This window comes from Candidatus Flexifilum breve (assembly GCF_016713355.1).
In genome coordinates this window covers 25208-40002 of the sequence record NZ_JADJPI010000043.1, presented here as the reverse complement: position 1 = coordinate 40002, position 14795 = coordinate 25208, and the positions used below count along the sequence as shown (strand labels likewise).

The 14795-nt window shown below is 62.9% G+C and carries 18 protein-coding genes; 17 read left to right on the top strand and 1 reads right to left on the bottom strand.

The window, feature by feature from the left end; genetic code table 11:
• Positions 1–9 precede the first annotated feature (9 nt).
• The 4 genes from IPK17_RS39200 (at position 10) to IPK17_RS39185 (ending at position 4468) form a co-directional block, all read left to right on the top strand.
• Entirely contained in the window at positions 10–678 is a 669-nt protein-coding gene (locus IPK17_RS39200) for an HGGxSTG domain-containing protein (RefSeq protein ID WP_343423238.1), read from the top strand.
• A 117-nt stretch (positions 679–795) separates the two neighbouring features.
• Positions 796–2100 carry a phage terminase large subunit gene (locus tag IPK17_RS39195; RefSeq protein ID WP_343423196.1) on the top strand — a complete coding sequence of 435 codons (1305 nt, stop codon included), beginning with the start codon at positions 796–798 and terminating at the stop codon, positions 2098–2100.
• Between the two features lie 14 nt (positions 2101–2114).
• Positions 2115–3779, top strand: coding sequence for a hypothetical protein (locus IPK17_RS39190; protein ID WP_343423195.1), 1665 nt, complete (start codon positions 2115–2117; stop codon positions 3777–3779).
• Positions 3779–4468, top strand: coding sequence for a hypothetical protein (locus tag IPK17_RS39185; protein ID WP_343423194.1), 690 nt, complete (start codon positions 3779–3781; stop codon positions 4466–4468). Before IPK17_RS39190 ends, IPK17_RS39185 begins: the two co-directional genes overlap by 1 nt.
• On the opposite strand, the gene IPK17_RS39180 is transcribed toward IPK17_RS39185, so the two are convergent.
• The gene (locus tag IPK17_RS39180; protein WP_343423193.1) at positions 4469–4849 is read right to left on the bottom strand and encodes a hypothetical protein; all 381 of its coding nucleotides are present in this window, start codon (positions 4847–4849) and stop codon (positions 4469–4471) included.
• 79 nt (positions 4850–4928) lie between these two features.
• On the opposite strand from IPK17_RS39180, the gene IPK17_RS39175 reads away from it, so the two are divergent.
• The 13 genes from IPK17_RS39175 (at position 4929) to IPK17_RS39115 (ending at position 14795) form a co-directional block, all read left to right on the top strand.
• Positions 4929–6278 (top strand): hypothetical protein, encoded by a 1350-nt coding sequence (locus tag IPK17_RS39175; RefSeq protein WP_343423192.1) that lies wholly within the window; start codon positions 4929–4931, stop codon positions 6276–6278.
• 58 nt (positions 6279–6336) lie between these two features.
• On the top strand, positions 6337–7995 hold the full coding sequence (locus tag IPK17_RS39170; RefSeq protein ID WP_343423191.1) for a hypothetical protein: 1659 nt from the start codon (positions 6337–6339) through the stop codon (positions 7993–7995).
• 87 nt (positions 7996–8082) lie between these two features.
• On the top strand, positions 8083–8493 hold the full coding sequence (locus IPK17_RS39165) for a hypothetical protein (protein WP_343423190.1): 411 nt from the start codon (positions 8083–8085) through the stop codon (positions 8491–8493).
• Positions 8493–8852, top strand: a complete 360-nt coding sequence (locus IPK17_RS39160; RefSeq protein WP_343423189.1) for a DUF1360 domain-containing protein — start codon at positions 8493–8495, stop codon at positions 8850–8852. The genes IPK17_RS39165 and IPK17_RS39160 overlap by 1 nt, the downstream gene beginning before the upstream one ends.
• Positions 8853–8860: 8 nt before the next feature.
• Complete coding sequence (locus IPK17_RS39155; RefSeq protein WP_343423188.1) at positions 8861–9355, top strand: hypothetical protein; 495 nt, start codon at positions 8861–8863, stop codon at positions 9353–9355.
• Positions 9352–10245 carry a hypothetical protein gene (locus IPK17_RS39150; protein ID WP_343423187.1) on the top strand — a complete coding sequence of 298 codons (894 nt, stop codon included), beginning with the start codon at positions 9352–9354 and terminating at the stop codon, positions 10243–10245. Before IPK17_RS39155 ends, IPK17_RS39150 begins: the two co-directional genes overlap by 4 nt.
• The gene (locus IPK17_RS39145; protein ID WP_343423186.1) at positions 10226–10471 is read left to right on the top strand and encodes a hypothetical protein; all 246 of its coding nucleotides are present in this window, start codon (positions 10226–10228) and stop codon (positions 10469–10471) included. The genes IPK17_RS39150 and IPK17_RS39145 overlap by 20 nt, the downstream gene beginning before the upstream one ends.
• Positions 10468–10962, top strand: coding sequence for a hypothetical protein (locus IPK17_RS39140; protein WP_343423185.1), 495 nt, complete (start codon positions 10468–10470; stop codon positions 10960–10962). Before IPK17_RS39145 ends, IPK17_RS39140 begins: the two co-directional genes overlap by 4 nt.
• The gene (locus IPK17_RS39135) at positions 10962–11822 is read left to right on the top strand and encodes a hypothetical protein (protein WP_343423184.1); all 861 of its coding nucleotides are present in this window, start codon (positions 10962–10964) and stop codon (positions 11820–11822) included. The genes IPK17_RS39140 and IPK17_RS39135 overlap by 1 nt, the downstream gene beginning before the upstream one ends.
• 65 nt (positions 11823–11887) lie before the next feature.
• Positions 11888–12232 (top strand): hypothetical protein, encoded by a 345-nt coding sequence (locus IPK17_RS39130; RefSeq protein WP_343423183.1) that lies wholly within the window; start codon positions 11888–11890, stop codon positions 12230–12232.
• Between the two features lie 38 nt (positions 12233–12270).
• Positions 12271–12537, top strand: a complete 267-nt coding sequence (locus IPK17_RS39125; RefSeq protein ID WP_343423182.1) for a hypothetical protein — start codon at positions 12271–12273, stop codon at positions 12535–12537.
• A 3-nt stretch (positions 12538–12540) separates the two neighbouring features.
• The gene (locus tag IPK17_RS39120; RefSeq protein ID WP_343423181.1) at positions 12541–13293 is read left to right on the top strand and encodes a hypothetical protein; all 753 of its coding nucleotides are present in this window, start codon (positions 12541–12543) and stop codon (positions 13291–13293) included.
• Positions 13294–13295: 2 nt separating this feature from the next.
• Positions 13296–14795: a coiled-coil domain-containing protein gene (locus tag IPK17_RS39115; protein WP_343423180.1), complete on the top strand. Its 1500-nt coding sequence runs from the start codon at positions 13296–13298 to the stop codon at positions 14793–14795.

Here is a 14795-nt window from a genome sequence, read left to right as displayed (position 1 = left end):
CTGAACCTTATGGAGAACGGCGTGCGCTGCACAGCGAAATCCAAACAGTCGGGTGAACAGTGCAAGCGCCACGCCGTTCCAGGCATGACGAAATGCGCGATGCATGGCGGAAAAACGCCGACCGGCATCGCCAGTCCACACTTCAAGACCGGGCGGCACAGCAAACATCTTCCGGCGCGGATGCTTGAACGGTACGAAGAAGCACTCAGCGATGGCGAGCTGCTCGCGCTCAACGCCGAGATTGCGCTGCTGGATGCACGCATCGCCGACTTGCTTGCTAGAGTGGATACCGGTGAGAGCGGCGCAGCGTGGACAGCCGCCGGCAAAGCGTATCACGACCTCAAGAATGCCATGGGCAAAATCGACATTCCCGCCGCGCAGGACGCGATGCAGCAGTTAGAAACGGCACTCGGCGACGGCAGCACCGATTACACCGCGTGGAATGAGATTCAGATGCTGGTGCAGCAGCGCCGGACGCTGGTGGAGACCGAGCGCAAGCGCGTCCTCGAGATGGAGCAAATGATCACGGTTGAGCAAGGCATGATCCTGATCGGTACGTTGTTAGGGATTATCAAGGCGAGAGTACGTGATCCAGCAGTTTTGGCAGCCATCCAGACGGACGTTAATGGAGTCCTTGCTCAGCGAGCTGGCCATCGGCTTGAATCCGCCAACGGTTGAGAACGTCGAGTTTGATGCCAAAGTCCACAAGGTATATGGCAGCCGCGAGGCCTATGAGCAGGCGAAGCGGCGCGTGGGGATGCCCCCGATCAGGCGCTCAACTTTGAACGCTACGGCGTGCTGCTGCAACCCAAGCAGCTTGAGTTCGCGGCCTGGGCGCGCCGGTGCGACGCGCCGAGCGGCCCCAGAGAGATCGGCTTTGGGGGGGCACGCGGGCCCGGTAAGAGTTACGCGCTCCTGGCGCAGGCCGGGCTGGACGACTGCCAGCGCTTCCCCGGCCTCAAGGGGTTATACCTGCGCAAGATCGGCAAGTCGGCCAAAGAGCAGCTCCTCGACCTGACATTGGCGCTGTTCGGGCAGTTCCCCGACAAGGAAGTCCAGAACGAACGCATCCTGTTCCGGAACGGCAGCCGCATCCTGATCGGCGGGTTCAAGGACGACGCCGAGGCGCTCAAGTATCAGGGTGTGGAGTACGACTTCCTCATTATTGAAGAAGCGACGCAGCTTTCCGAGAAGACGTACAAGATCCTGCGCCTGTCGGAACGCTCCAGTAAGACTTTCAACGGCGTCGGGTGGCGACCGCGCACGTATGCGAGCTTCAACCCGCTCGGCATCGGCCACCAATTCATCAAGCGGCGCTTTGTTGACCCGGAGCGGCAGGGCGGACAAGCCGAGCGCAAGTTCATCTTCTCGAAGGTGGACGACAACGCCTTCGTCAACCCGGAATACATCGAGAATCTCGACGATTTGACCGGGGTCGAGAAGCGCGCCTACCGCGACGGCGAGTGGGACATCAGCGCCGGGGCGTACTTCGAAGAGTGGAGCTACGAACGCCACGTCATCAACCCCATTGACGATCTCTCGTGGATGCGGGAGGTGTGGTGCAGCATGGACTATGGTTTCCAGCACTGGAACATCATTCTGCTGCACGGCCGGGATGGGGATGGGAACATCTACACGCTCGACGAACTGGCGCATCGGCGGCACTACCCGGCGGAGATCGCGCCGGACAGCCACGCGTGGCTGGCGCGCTACGGGCTGAAGCGCGACGACCTCCAGTCATTTGTGGCCGGGACCGATGTATTCGCGGTGACGGGAACGGCGCAGCTCACCATCGCGCAGCAGTACACGGCGCTCGGCGTTCCGATCAGCGCCGCCGAGACCGCGCCGGGCAGCCGCATCGCCGGGGCGCATGACCTCGCCCGGCAACTGGGCAATGCCGAACGGCGCAGGCCGCCGACATGGTTTGTGACGCGGCGCTGCCCGCGCTTGATTGAGTGCCTGCCGTATCTGGAACGCAACCCGAACAATGCCGAGGATGTGCTGAAAGTCGATGCCGACGATCAGGGCAAAGGCGGCGATGACCCGTATGATGCGCTGCGCTATGGGCTGTACCGCCCACATACCAGTTCTATTTCCTGAGAGAGAAAAGCCGCATGCCAGCAAATCCACCAGCGCCGACCGCGGATCGCTACGGGCGCTTTGTCGATTCCGCGAGTGGACTCGTGGTGCCGGAAACGTACCAGCGCCGCGCCGCGCAGTTGTTCATGACGCAGATGGACAGCGCCATCACCGCAACGGGCTTCAACACGGGGTTTGCCATCGACCGCGACCGGCATACGCTCGCGGCGCGCTTCCCAGCGAAGGGCAGCGGCCTCGACGATCTGGTGACGCAGGCATTGGTTGACGGAGAAATCGCCAATGTGGGCGTCTCACCCGTCGTCGCGCCGCAGATCAGCGCGATGGTGCGGCGGCAGCAGAATCAAGCCGACAGCGCCTCCATCGAATTGACGGGGCGGAAAACGCCGACGGGACGGGCGCGCGAGGCGATCAGCCGCTTCAACGACAGCCCGCTCGGCGCGACGGACGCGCTGGAGCACTTGGTGTACGGCCTGTGTACGTATAACCGCGGCGCACCGATTGCGACCGTGCCGATCACGTATGACATGGCGGAGTGGGAACGCTACGGCCTGAATGCGGTGCCGCTGGTGGGCGAAGGCGAGAGCGAAGCGGACGCGACCAAGTTCTACCTCGAGGTGGATTGGTCGAGGTTTGGAACGCCGACGCCGTACCTGCCGAGCGTCTTCGACCTTGAGCCGACCGGGGTGCAGGAGTTCCCGTACTGGTATCACGTCAAGCGCGGGGATCGGTGGGTCTGGGTGCTGCTTCACCACTCACAGATTATCCCAATCACGCCGGGGAAGAGCGCGAAGCCGGGGATCGGGACGAGCCCTGTGTGGATGTGCCTCGGTTATCTGGCCGAGGAAATTCTCATCAAGGATGAGCGCATCGAGAAGATGCTCTACGCGCTGACCGACGGCATCATCCTGCTCGGCGGGGTGCATGAACTGTCAGGCGACAAGATCAAGGCGCAGGTCGAGAAAGGGCGCGAGGAAGCCATCGAGCGCGGCTATGCCGTCGCCAAGGGCAGCACGATCATCACATCGCCGCTCGACAAGGTGAGCTACGTCCAGATTAATTTTCGCCAGCCGTCGGGCATCGACTTCAAGGAATGGCGCGAATACACCGAAGACATCACCGCGTTTTGCTTTGGCGAGCCGCTCTCGACGATGGTGGTGCGCGGCGGCGTGGGCTACGGCGCGCAGGCCGAAGAAGCGGGCGACAACGCTGCCGACAGCGGGATCGGCGCGATGCTGCACAAGATCGCAACGGCGCTGGGCGCGATTTATCCACGGGTGCAGGTCACGATCACGCGCCCGAACGATCGGGCGCAGCGGTTGAACATCGGCACGCTGGCAACTTTCGCCAGTGCGATGAGTCAGCTTCCGGAAGGCACACTGAGTCAAGCCGAAATCCGCGCAATCATCGACCGCGACATCCTGACGATCCCGCAGGCCGACGTGGGCACGGTGAGCACGAGCGCGAACGCCGACGACGACAGCAGCGACGAAGGGGTGAACGCGGGCGCAAACGGCGCAACGCTGGAAGCTGCCGCGCTGATCGCCGAACTAGGGTTCGCCACGCTGTACACGAGCGACGGGGTCGAGATCACCGACGATGACGTTGATCAGGCCATTGAGGAAGAAGTCGATGACGTTCAGGACTTCCTCAACGCGGCGCTGGAAGAGGATGGAGCCTGATGCCCTACGTCTACAACGCACAGGAACGGCGCTACCGCGACACACAAACGGGGCGCTATGTGTCAGCGGCGCGGGTCCGCGAAGCCGCGCGACAAATTGTCGAGACCGGGAACAGCCAAGCCGACGCGCTAACCGATTTGCTGGTGAGCGGGCAGCTCAGCCCGGAGGATTGGTCAGTCGAGTTTCGGGAGACGCTCAAGCGACGCGCGGTGAGCAACTATATGCTCGGTCGCGGCGGCAGAAACGCGATGCAGGCCAGCGATTATGGCCGTGTCGGCGCGTACCTACGTCAGCAGTACAAGCTGGTCGATGGATTTCTGGCGGACATCCGCGCGGGCGGGTTGAGCGAGGCGCAGATCCGGGCCCGGTCGCGGCAGTATTTCAATGCGACGCGGACGTTGTACGAGCGTGGGAATGCGGCAGCTTACGGGTTGGCGAACGTACTGCCCGCCTACCCCGGTCAGCAGCCGTGCACTACGGACTGCTGCGCTGGATGTCAGTGCTATTGGGACATTCAGCCCGCGAATCTCGGCAATCCTGATGAAGAAGATTGGGACTGCTACTGGCGGCTCGGATTGGCGGAACACTGCCCGCAGTGCGAACGGCGCAGCGTGGCGTGGTCGCCGCTGAAGGTACGCGGCGGCAAGGTGCAGCCGTACCGCCGCGCCGGACTGTTTAGGGAAGACTAGTTACTTCTTCCCTTTGGCGTTCTCCTGCTCTCGCTTCAGTGCTTCATCGTCATCATAACGGAGTTTTCTCAAAGTGGCGTCAGTTATCGGGACGAGCTTTTCCAGAAGCTCCAGTAAGCTCGGAAAGGCCTCGACGAGGATGTACTCTGCGTGCTCGACCATTGTGAATTCGACAAAGTAGGCGGTGATGTCTGCGATTGTGGCGCTGCTGGACTTGTAGACCTTTACGCCGCAGTAGTATTCGTTGCCGAACTCAAGAGTGGGATATTTGTTATAGCCCCAGCGCTCCAGCTCTTCATCGAAACTCAGTTTGTCCTCGGACTCAAGGTCAATGTCTTGGTATCTGCCCATTCTGTAGAGGTAGGCTTTTACGGTAGTCATACAACTCCTGAATTTAGCGTTATCAAGCTTTATTCAATATAGCTCCAGCGGAATTTTCGCGCAATTGAACGGGGGAACTGTGAGCGGTAAGACTCTCAAACTGCGCAGCGCGCCGACGCTGTATATCAACCAAGACCTGCGGGTGGATCGGGAAAATCTTGTCATCCGCGATGTGATCGCCATGCAAGCGGGCGTTGAGGCGATTGGGCATGAGTGCCAAGCCGACCTCAAAACGCTGGAAGCAATGGCGGCACTGGGAAACGCGCAGACGCGCGGTCTGCGGATGCGCTTTGGGCATCCCGGCGCGAGCGAGAATGCGGCGGGCAAGAAGATCGCGCTCGCCAAAAACTTCTATGTCAGCGGCGGCGGTCTGCGCCATGACATGCACCTCTTAGAGTCAGCGCGGATTAGCCCGGTCTTCAGCCGCGATCCGCTGGAATACATCCTCGACGTGGCGGAGAAGCACCCCGCCGAACTGGCGGAGTCGGCGGTCATTAATGCCGAGCTGGTGTGGACGATGCCGAACGGACGCGAGGTCACGTATCACAACCCACGGCACTACACCGATCACAAAGATGATGAGCCGGAAGTGGAGATTGATCCCGTCACTGGGCGGCCGTTCGAGGCGCTCACGCCGCTCCCGGTGATTCGTCCGCTCGCCTTCTACTATGTTGACGTGGTGAACGAGGGCGCGCTGACGCATGACGGCCTGTTCGAGTCGCGGGTGTTCGCGGCGATGTTTGCGGGGACGGCGAATGCCTACGCTGACGAGGTATTCGATTTGCTCGACCGATGGCGGGAGGAGTTCGATATCCCGGTCGACCGTGTGCCGGACAAGGTGCACCAAGTGATGGAACGGTATTTGCATGCGAGGGGATACAACAGCATGGCGAGGGGAATCGGCGCACGGACGCGCCAGTTTGACAGCAAGCCGATCGCGGAAGAAGACGGCGCGGTGGTGACCACGCCGGATCCGGTCGAAGATGCTGAGAAGGACGAACTCGACGAAGCGGTCGCGGCGGCGGAAGCGACGAGCGAGCACATCGACGAGCAGACCGCTGCGCCGGAGCAGGCAGAAGCGACGGACGAAACCGTCCCGGCGGAAGAATTCCGCGCGCTGCAGCAGCAGTACGACGAACTGGCAGCGAAATTCGACAAGCTGACTAAGCTGACGGTGCTCAACACGCGCAACATCGAGCGACTGCTCGGCGCTGTGCGGCGCATCGACGGCGAACCGGTCGTCGGGTTGAGCGTGCCGCGCACGAATGGCAGCCGCGTGTTTGGTGCGGGGCTGCCGCCGCAGGCGCTGGTCAATCAGACGCCCGGGGCGATCAGCGGGCGCAGCGGCGCGCAGGCACTGGATTTCGATGCCGATCCGGAAGGGGCGACGCTGGCCGCAATTCTGGAACGGCAGCAGACGCTGCGCTGAGAGCGGGACCCGGCCACTTTAGTAAGACGACACGATCAGCAACTGAGGAGAAGACACAATGCCGATCACGCTCGATGGCGTGGCACTGGCGAATGCCAGCGCGCCGATTCTGTTTCAGACCTGCCGCTTTCCGATCATGGATTTGCGGCGCTATCGCCAGCCGGACGAAGTCGTGCAGAACATGCCGACGTTCGTTGGCAACTGGGCGGACGGGACGATTGCCCCGGCGATTGACTCGCAGGTCATCAACGTGGACACGACCACGAACGCGGCGGATGCCTGCCGGTTCCCGATTGTGTCCGTCGCGCTGGGCGGCTGCAACTGGATTGCGCCGTACATGAAGGTGATCGGGCTGGAGAGCGAGCAAATCAACTGGGCCCAGCTCGTGACCGCCTACTGCACGGTCGCCAATCTGCAGCTCGATCGGCTCGGCCAGATTTTCAACGCGGATGGGACGCTGGTGGCGGGTAATCCGTACACGCTGAACATCGTACGGTTTGCGACCGCGCTGCTGCGCGAGACGCTCGGCCTGACTTTCACGCACAGCGCGCTGCTCGGCGACTACAGCAACGTCAACCAGTTCGACGGGCTGTACAACCAGATTGACAACGGGTGGGTCAACGGCAGCGATGCCTGCGACTCGACGCTGAACGCGGGCAACGCGGTCAACTGGGATACGCTGACGGGTGGTGACGGCAGCGGGACGGCCAGCCCGGATGATGTGACGGTCGCGACAACTGTCACGCTGTGGGGGCAGTCGTTCGATGTGCCCGCCGGATGGACGCTCGCCGATTTCCTCGCCATGTACGCGGAAGCGGCGCAGGCGAACTACGGACGCGGTCAGCAGGTGGCGTGGGAAATGCACGCGCCGAGCGGCTGGCGTATGGCCGTGTTGAAGGCACTCTCGTGCATTCAACTGTGCAACGCCAGCACGTTCATGAGCGACGATCTGATCGCGCGGTATGAGCGCCTGGTATCGGGGAAGATCGCGGAACTGTTTGGCTACGGCCTGACATTCCCGGTGCTGGAGACGGCCTACACCGGCGCGAACACGCTGCGCTTTGGGCCGCGCGAACTGGGCGGCGTGCCGACCTACGGGTTGGTGCTGGACAACATCGTCAATGTGCTGCGCGCGCTGAACCCGCTGGGTCAGGCGCTGTATGGCAGCGGGCAAGGGCGGATGCCCGGCGACACTGAGCCGCTTCTCGGCATGACGCGCGAGAAGATCGTGAACCGCTTCGAAGCCTCGACCATTCACTGGGACTTCTCGAAGGTCAGCCCGATCTGCGTGCGCGCGTCGATCATGCTGAAGGCGGGGATGCTGGCGACCGACCGGCACCTGTGGCTGAAGATCACCAACGTCGGCGTGAACAACCTCCGTCTGACCTCGCCGTCGGATTGGACGGTGAACAGCGTCGCCGTGAATGATACGGCGCTGGGCGCGCCGACGCAGTCTTCGCCGGCGAACAACGCTTCGACGACGGATACCACGCCGGATCTGGTGTGGGGCGCGGTGACGGGCGCGATCAGCTATGACGTGCAGGTGAGCACGAACGTCGGCATGACCGAAGTGGTGCGCGAGGCGAACCAGACCGGGACGACCTACACGCCCGCGGCGTTGGCGCTCGACGACTACTGGTGGCGCGTGCGCGCGGTGGACATCGACGGGCCGGGTGCGTGGAGCACGGTGCGCAAGTTCACGGTCGCCGCGCCGTAACCCGCCATGTGTAAGTGTGAGGAAACTAACCGAGCGGCGGTACGCACCGCCGCTCGGCAGGTCGTTACCTACAGCGAGGACGAGAGCATGAGCGAAAGCACGAGTTTGAACGTCAAAGCGATGATCGCGCTGCCGCAGACGGTGATCCTGCCGATGGCGCTGGTAAGCCGCTACGGCGTGGAACGGCGGCTGGTGATCGCCAAGCGCGAGGTGGAAGTTCCGGGCGGCGTGGCGCAGTGGCTGAAAAGCGATGTGCGCTACGCCGACTGGTTTGATGCGCCGAGCGAAGCCCAGACCGAAGACGAAGTGCCACCTCCCAAGCTGCCGACGGAGGGGGGCGAGGCTTCGACGGTTGAAGCGTGGAGTGCCGGATGGACAGTCCCCGCGCTGCGCGAGTACGCCGCCGCGCATGAGGTCGAACTCACATCCGATGACCGCAAGGACGATGTGATCCGCAAGCTGCGCGAGGCGGGGCTGCCGGAAACCGAGGCGGAATAATGCTCGCCTTGCTCGTCGGCGTGCTGGCAACGTGGCGACTCGCGCTGTTGGCTGGACAGGAGCGCGGGCCGTTCGCCATCGGCGTGCGGCTGCGACAGCTCGTCGGCGTCCATCATCATCCAGACGGATCGGTAGCGTGGGAAGGCGGCGAAGTGCTGCTCAACCCGGTCACCCGATCGGCGCGGGTAGATGCAGTACTGCACGAGATCGCGCAGGGGCTGACGTGCCTGTGGTGCTGTTCCATTTGGGTGGGGCTGGCGGTCGCAGCGGCGCTCACGCCGCTGATCGGGCTGCCGTACCTGCTCGTTGCGTTGGCCTTGAGCGGCGGCGCGATTTTCCTTGAGCGCGTATGTAAGTGAGGGATGCGATGTTCGGCGGAATTGAAATTGCGCCGCCGACCGATGTGCTCAAGGCCTACAAGGACGCGGCACAGCAGCGCCCGAAGTTGGCGCGCACGGCGTTCCAGCGGTTGGCGCGGCAGTCACGGCGGCGCGTGTTGGATAAGGTGACGGAAGAGCCGGGCGAGCCGGGCTACCCGCTGCGCTGGAAGAGCGCGAAGCAGCGGCGTTTCGTGATGCGCAAGCTGCGGCTGGAAAATAACCTGCCGTACACACGCACCCACCTGTATGTGAAATCCTTCAAGGTCGAGTATCGGACAACCGATTTTGACGGGTTTTTGGAGCTGACGAACAGTGACCCGGCGTCGATTTTCATTGGCGGCGACGAGCAGCAGCCGTTCCACATCGACACGGGGTGGGTCTATGTTCCGGGCGTAGTCTCAGACGAGCGCGTTGTGGTCGAGGATGCCGCCATTGAAACGTGGTTTACCGTTGATGATGCGTTTGCGGGGGTCATGCGATGAGCGGTTTTCTCAGCTTCTACTGCACGCTGGACGAGGCCATGCGCGAAATCCGCGCCAAAGACACACGCGACCCGAAGTATATGCTCGGCTTGCTGCCTGCGATCAGCCAGCGGCTCATGAAGTACGCCCGCCGTGACTTCGAGCCGGTGTACGAAACGCGGACGTTCGTCGCCGGGCGCATGAATGTCGTGCCGTCGCAGAACGCGCTGAAGCTGAACGATTATCTGCTGGAGCTGGAAGCGGTGAGCATCGGCGGGTCAGGTCTCACAGTCGGCACGGATGTTGACCTGTATCCCACGAATGGGGTGAAGCCCGCGACCAAGCTCTATCTGCTTTCCACCTGCCGCAGTTCGGTGACGTGGTACGGCACCGGCTGTTTGCCGGGGACGTACAGCAGCCCGCTCGTGCAGATTCAGGTCGCGGGCTGGTGGGGCTACAAGGAACGGTACGCGGCGGAAGGCTGGCTGACGGCAGACGCCATTCAGGCGGCAGCACTGGCGACTAACGCAACGACGTTCGCCGTCGCCGAGGTAGAGGGCAGTGACCCGCGCGGCTTTGAACCGCGCCTCTCGACCGGACAACTCATCCGCGTGGATGATGAGTTGATGCGGGTCGTCGAGACAACCACTTCGAACACGCTAGAAGTACTACGCGCGCAGCGCGGAACAGAAGCAGCAGCCCACGCGCAGGGTGCGGCAGTGAAACTGTGGAATGTCGAAGAGGATGTCCGCCGAGCGGCGCAGCGGTGGGCGTCCCTTCAATATCAGCGCAAGGGCGTGTTCGAAACGGCACGCATCGAAGAGGCGGTGATCACGCTGCCCGCCGATATGCCCGTAGAAGTTGAACAGATCATGGGGAGCTATTTCGACGATGGCGCAGGAAACTTTTGAACGCATTGAACACGAGGGCGGGGTCACGCTGCGGGCGCGGAGCGGAGCCGGAACGATTGACGTGACGCGCAACGGCATCGGGTTCAATCTGCGGAACCTCGATGGCAGTGAGTATGTCGCCATGCCGGAAGTGCTGAAAGAGGCGCTCGAGGCACACGCGGCGTTGAAAAATCCGCCGGAAGCGAAGGTGGGTCGCCCACCGAAAGAGCCGAAGGCCGAGGCATGACACTGCCTTTAGAGCCCAGCTACCTGCGGCGGCTAAAGACGCACCTGTGCGAGATACAAAAGCAGGCACTCGCCCCCTTCGGCGCGGTCGACGCCGTGCCGTACAGCCTCTACTTTCAAGAGAACTTCCCCTACTTCACCAACCGCACAGGCGACGATGAGTTGGAAGATGTGAGCAGCGACGCGCAGATGCGCCGCTACACGATCACGATGCGGCTGGTCGCCGGGCATGTGGGCGGCGGGGATGAAGGCGAAGCGGAGCAGAAGCTCGACGATTACATTCCGGCAGTCGAGGATACCTTCAGCCGGAATCACTGGTTGGAAACCGCTGACGCCGAACTACTGGAGCTCAGCCCGCAGCCGGTGGAGTTCCGCCTGTCGCGCGGGCTGCGCGTGTTCGACAACCGCGGGATCGCCGATATGCCACAGCAGATCGGGACGGAATTCGTCCTGGTTGTGGAATTCTACATCGACAATGAGAGGGACTACTGATGAGCGCATTCGATTCATTCATCGCCGCCGGGGTGGACTTAGCGTTCTACGGCGTCAACGACGAAGATGGCTACCTCAAAGGCGGCACGCTGACCGCGCCCGCGAACGGCTCGACGGCGGGCAGTCCGATGCTGCGCATGAAAGGCATGGTCAATGCGGATGTGGCCATTGCCGAACCGGCGACGGTCAATGTGCCGGGTGACAATGGGACGCAGGGTCAGTTCATCTTTCCGCCGGATACGACGCCCGCGTTCACGCTCGAAGCATCGGTCTTCAAGCTGGCGACGCAGGCACTGGCGCAGGGGACGCTGACCTACGCCGACGGGGATACGACGCTCGGCGTGCTCCAGCCGAACGAATACGATCCGCCGGATATGTGCTGGATTTTGCAGTCGCCGAGCAAGAAGAAAGATGTGGGCGTGAACGGCGTGAAGGCGTGGTCAGGCTACATCATCCCGACGACGCAGGCGTACCCGATCGGGCGCGCGGCCATGCGCACGCGCGAAGCGGCGACGGATCGCATGCGCGTGACCGCTAACCCCGCGTCGATGCTGCCGGATGGGTTGGCAATCGACGAGACGAACTTCGGGGCGACAGGCGGTGTGATCGTCCCGTTCACGAACGATTACCCGATCTTCATGCAGCGCTTCACCGGCGACGGCACCGAGACGGACTTCACGCTGACCTATGCGCCCGCTGTGAACGCCGCGAGCCAGATCCGCGTGCGCGTGAATGGGGTGCTGGCCGTCTTCGGGACGGACTACACGGTGAACCTGAGCACGAAGACGATCACTTTCCAAGCCGGACATATCCCGACCGCGGGGCAGAAGATCATCGCCCGCATCGGCTTCAACCCGTAAGTAACCCCGGGGACGGCGCAGGCTGTCCCCTTGTCTTATATGCGCACAGAGATAAAGGTGAAGCGATGGAATTCAAATACGGGGACACGATCATCACGCTGCACGAGCCGACGAACCGGCGGCGCGAACTCTCGCGGCAGGTGTCGCAAAAGTTGGCCGACCAAAATCTGAGTCCGTCCGGGCGCAGCGAGTTCAGCGCGCTGGTCGCCTACACAAAAAGCGTGAGCAACGGTTGGCAACCGCCAACGCCGGATGCGCCGAAAGAGGAACTGATCGCCGGGCTAGAATACTGGCTCGACCACATCCAGGTTGACCTGACCGATCAGTGGATGGACGCAATTTTCGCGCGCAATCCGGACCCGGTCACGCGGCCCCAACCGCTCGGAGACGCTGCCGACCCAAACTCGTAGCGCGGCGGCAGGACTGGCAACAGTCATTGCTGCTGCGCATGGAACTCCTGATTTCTGAGGATGACGCGCCGCCGCCGATCCCCGCCGATTTCGGCTTTCACCATGATGAGGACTACGTGTTCGACCGGGGCAACCTGTTCGTTCACTATCGTATCCTCCCAAAAGCCGGTGGATGGGATGATCAGGATTCTGCTTGGACGGACGATCTGAAGCTGTGGCTGACGCTGCGCGCGCGGCTGTTGTGGGAACGCCGCCGCCAATCGGGCGACGTGCCGCCGACGTATACCTCAATTATGGACATGTGACCTATGCCCCCGACCGAACGTGAAGCCCGCATTATCTTTGGGTGGACCTATGACGACGCCTCCCAGAAGCGCGTTGAGCAAGGACTGGCGCGCGTCGACAAAGTTGTCACCGACGGCGCAAAGTCGCTCGGCGAGTATTCGGCGCGCACCCAAACCGGGCTCGATAACATCGACAAGGCCATGCGGCGCGGCATCCAGACCTCGATGCAGTCGCGCGAGGCGATGGCGGGGTGGGAGAAGGCACAAAACGGCGTCGAAGGCGTGGCGCTGCGCATCAATACGCAGTTGGAACGGATGGCGCGCGCGGCAGCAGTCGACGCGATTGCCAACGACGCGGTCGCGGCGGCGCGGGCGTCCGGCCAGTGGGCGGACGCGCTCGAACGCGCAGCGACACAGCTCTCCGCGATAAAAGGCAGCGACAGTGAGATCCGGCGCGTGGCGGAGACCATCGGCGAAGCGGCACAAACGGGCGATGGCGGTGGCGGAGGAAGTGGACGCACCGTCGGGCGGTTGGGGCGCATCGGACGGGAAGTGCGCGCGCTGCCTGCGATTCAACTATCCGGGTCCTTGTCGACGGATGCCATCGGCAAGATTCTGTATACGGTGGACAGCGGCTTAAGCGCGTTGGGCGCTTCGGCGGTGCAGATCGGCGCGGCCAGCGTGGTGGCTGCACCGGCAGTGATCGCACTGGCCATCGCCGTTGGGCGGTTCCAAGAGGGCTGGAAGACAGCAAGCAGGCGCTGGGAACCGCGCTGACCGTGCAGGAACGGTATTACAGTGCTCTGGAGCAGATGACGGCGGAGCAGGCGCGCGAGGAAATGGCGGCGCAGCGACGGCGACTGATCGCGCTGCGCGATCAGCAAACAGAGCTGACCGGCGCACTAGATGCCGCCAATGCCAATGTGCAAGCCGGTCTGGGTGTCTTTGGCGGCATTTTCAACGCACTCGGTATGACGCCCGTCAACCAGCTCCAAGAGCAGCTTGACAGCGTGAATCAGCAGTTGGACGAATCGTCCGGCTTGTACTTCCGTCTGCGGCAGGGGCTAGAAGAAGGGGCGTTCGCCGCGAACGATGCGCGCGAAGCTGAACGGTTGTTAGCTGAAGAACGCACTCGACTGGGAAACATTACGACGAGCGCGGTCATCAGCGCCGACCGCATGACAGCAGAGGAGCGGACGAGTCGGCTGACGCAGATTGAACGCGAAATCGAGCTGCTGGGGGTGTTTGGCGGCACGAGCGAGGAAACACAGACCCAGATTGCCGACTTGAATGCTGAGGCGGACGGCCTACGCATGGTGTTCAATTCGCTCGCCGACACCACGGCGGAAGCGGCGGCAAGAACCGAGGCACTCGCCGGGCAGACGGATGCCCATTTCGACGCGCTGACGCGGGAAGTGGAAGCGCGGGAAGCGGTCACGAAGGCGACGAACGAGTACAACGAGTCGGTGGCGGAAGCGCAAGCCAAGCGACAGGAGCTGGAAGATAAGACCGAAGACCGCCGCACGGAGATCGTCGATGCCGCCGCCGAGAAACGCACGGACATCGAGGAGAGGGGCACACGTGACCGGGAGAAGCTGCTGCGCGACTTCACGCGCACGTACACCACCTCGGTCGGCGAACGCGACGCGCTGGCGGCGCGCCGGGCGCAGGAAAGCGCGGCTGACCGCTTGCAAGATCAGCGCGAAAACGAAGACGAGGCGCTGCGGTCGAGCCGAGAGGCGCGGGATAAGCAGATCCGCAGTCTCGATAAAGCGTATGCCGAGCAGCAGGCGCGGCTGGAACAGGGCTTGCAGCGCGAAGCGGGCACGCGCGTCGCCGCGATCAACCGGGCGCAGGTGGACGCGGTCAACGCGGCGAATGCGCAGGCCAATATCGCAGCCTATGGCGCGAACGGCCTGCGCACCATCCAGAATAACTATTGGCGCGACGTGAACAGCATCGCCGTGCAGTGGGCGAACAATACCGTGAACAGCCTGCGCGGAATTATGGGCAGCGTGGCCGCACAGCAGGCGAATAAAGGCTTGATGGCGAATTCGCCCGCGGCGTATGACTTCTACGGGATGAGCAGTTTTAGTTCGCCGACGCCGCTGCCCGCGCCGATCACGGGGTACGGGACGCAGGGCGCAACGGGTGGCATGGTGTACGCCCCGACGATCAACGCCAATGGGCTAAACGCAGCGCAGGCGGAAGCGGTGGCCTACGGCGCGTTCCGGTCGGCGCTGCATGATGCGGGCTACGGGCAAATGGGAGGCCGGTGA

Excerpts from the sequence above, each read along its gene's own strand:
- IPK17_RS39160 (WP_343423189.1), top strand. The coding sequence starts at position 8,493 with ATGCTCGCCTTGCTCGTCGGCGTGCTGGCAACGTGGCGACTCGCGCTG.
- IPK17_RS39140 (WP_343423185.1), top strand. The coding sequence starts at position 10,468 with ATGACACTGCCTTTAGAGCCCAGCTACCTGCGGCGGCTAAAGACGCAC.
- IPK17_RS39130 (WP_343423183.1), top strand. The coding sequence starts at position 11,888 with ATGGAATTCAAATACGGGGACACGATCATCACGCTGCACGAGCCGACG.
- IPK17_RS39145 (WP_343423186.1), top strand. The coding sequence starts at position 10,226 with ATGGCGCAGGAAACTTTTGAACGCATTGAACACGAGGGCGGGGTCACG.
- IPK17_RS39180 (WP_343423193.1), bottom strand. The coding sequence starts at position 4,849 with ATGACTACCGTAAAAGCCTACCTCTACAGAATGGGCAGATACCAAGAC.
- IPK17_RS39120 (WP_343423181.1), top strand. The coding sequence starts at position 12,541 with ATGCCCCCGACCGAACGTGAAGCCCGCATTATCTTTGGGTGGACCTAT.
- IPK17_RS39170 (WP_343423191.1), top strand. The coding sequence starts at position 6,337 with ATGCCGATCACGCTCGATGGCGTGGCACTGGCGAATGCCAGCGCGCCG.
- IPK17_RS39200 (WP_343423238.1), top strand. The coding sequence starts at position 10 with ATGGAGAACGGCGTGCGCTGCACAGCGAAATCCAAACAGTCGGGTGAA.
- IPK17_RS39155 (WP_343423188.1), top strand. The coding sequence starts at position 8,861 with ATGTTCGGCGGAATTGAAATTGCGCCGCCGACCGATGTGCTCAAGGCC.
- IPK17_RS39185 (WP_343423194.1), top strand. The coding sequence starts at position 3,779 with ATGCCCTACGTCTACAACGCACAGGAACGGCGCTACCGCGACACACAA.
- IPK17_RS39125 (WP_343423182.1), top strand. The coding sequence starts at position 12,271 with ATGGAACTCCTGATTTCTGAGGATGACGCGCCGCCGCCGATCCCCGCC.
- IPK17_RS39165 (WP_343423190.1), top strand. The coding sequence starts at position 8,083 with ATGAGCGAAAGCACGAGTTTGAACGTCAAAGCGATGATCGCGCTGCCG.
- IPK17_RS39135 (WP_343423184.1), top strand. The coding sequence starts at position 10,962 with ATGAGCGCATTCGATTCATTCATCGCCGCCGGGGTGGACTTAGCGTTC.
- IPK17_RS39190 (WP_343423195.1), top strand. The coding sequence starts at position 2,115 with ATGCCAGCAAATCCACCAGCGCCGACCGCGGATCGCTACGGGCGCTTT.
- IPK17_RS39150 (WP_343423187.1), top strand. The coding sequence starts at position 9,352 with ATGAGCGGTTTTCTCAGCTTCTACTGCACGCTGGACGAGGCCATGCGC.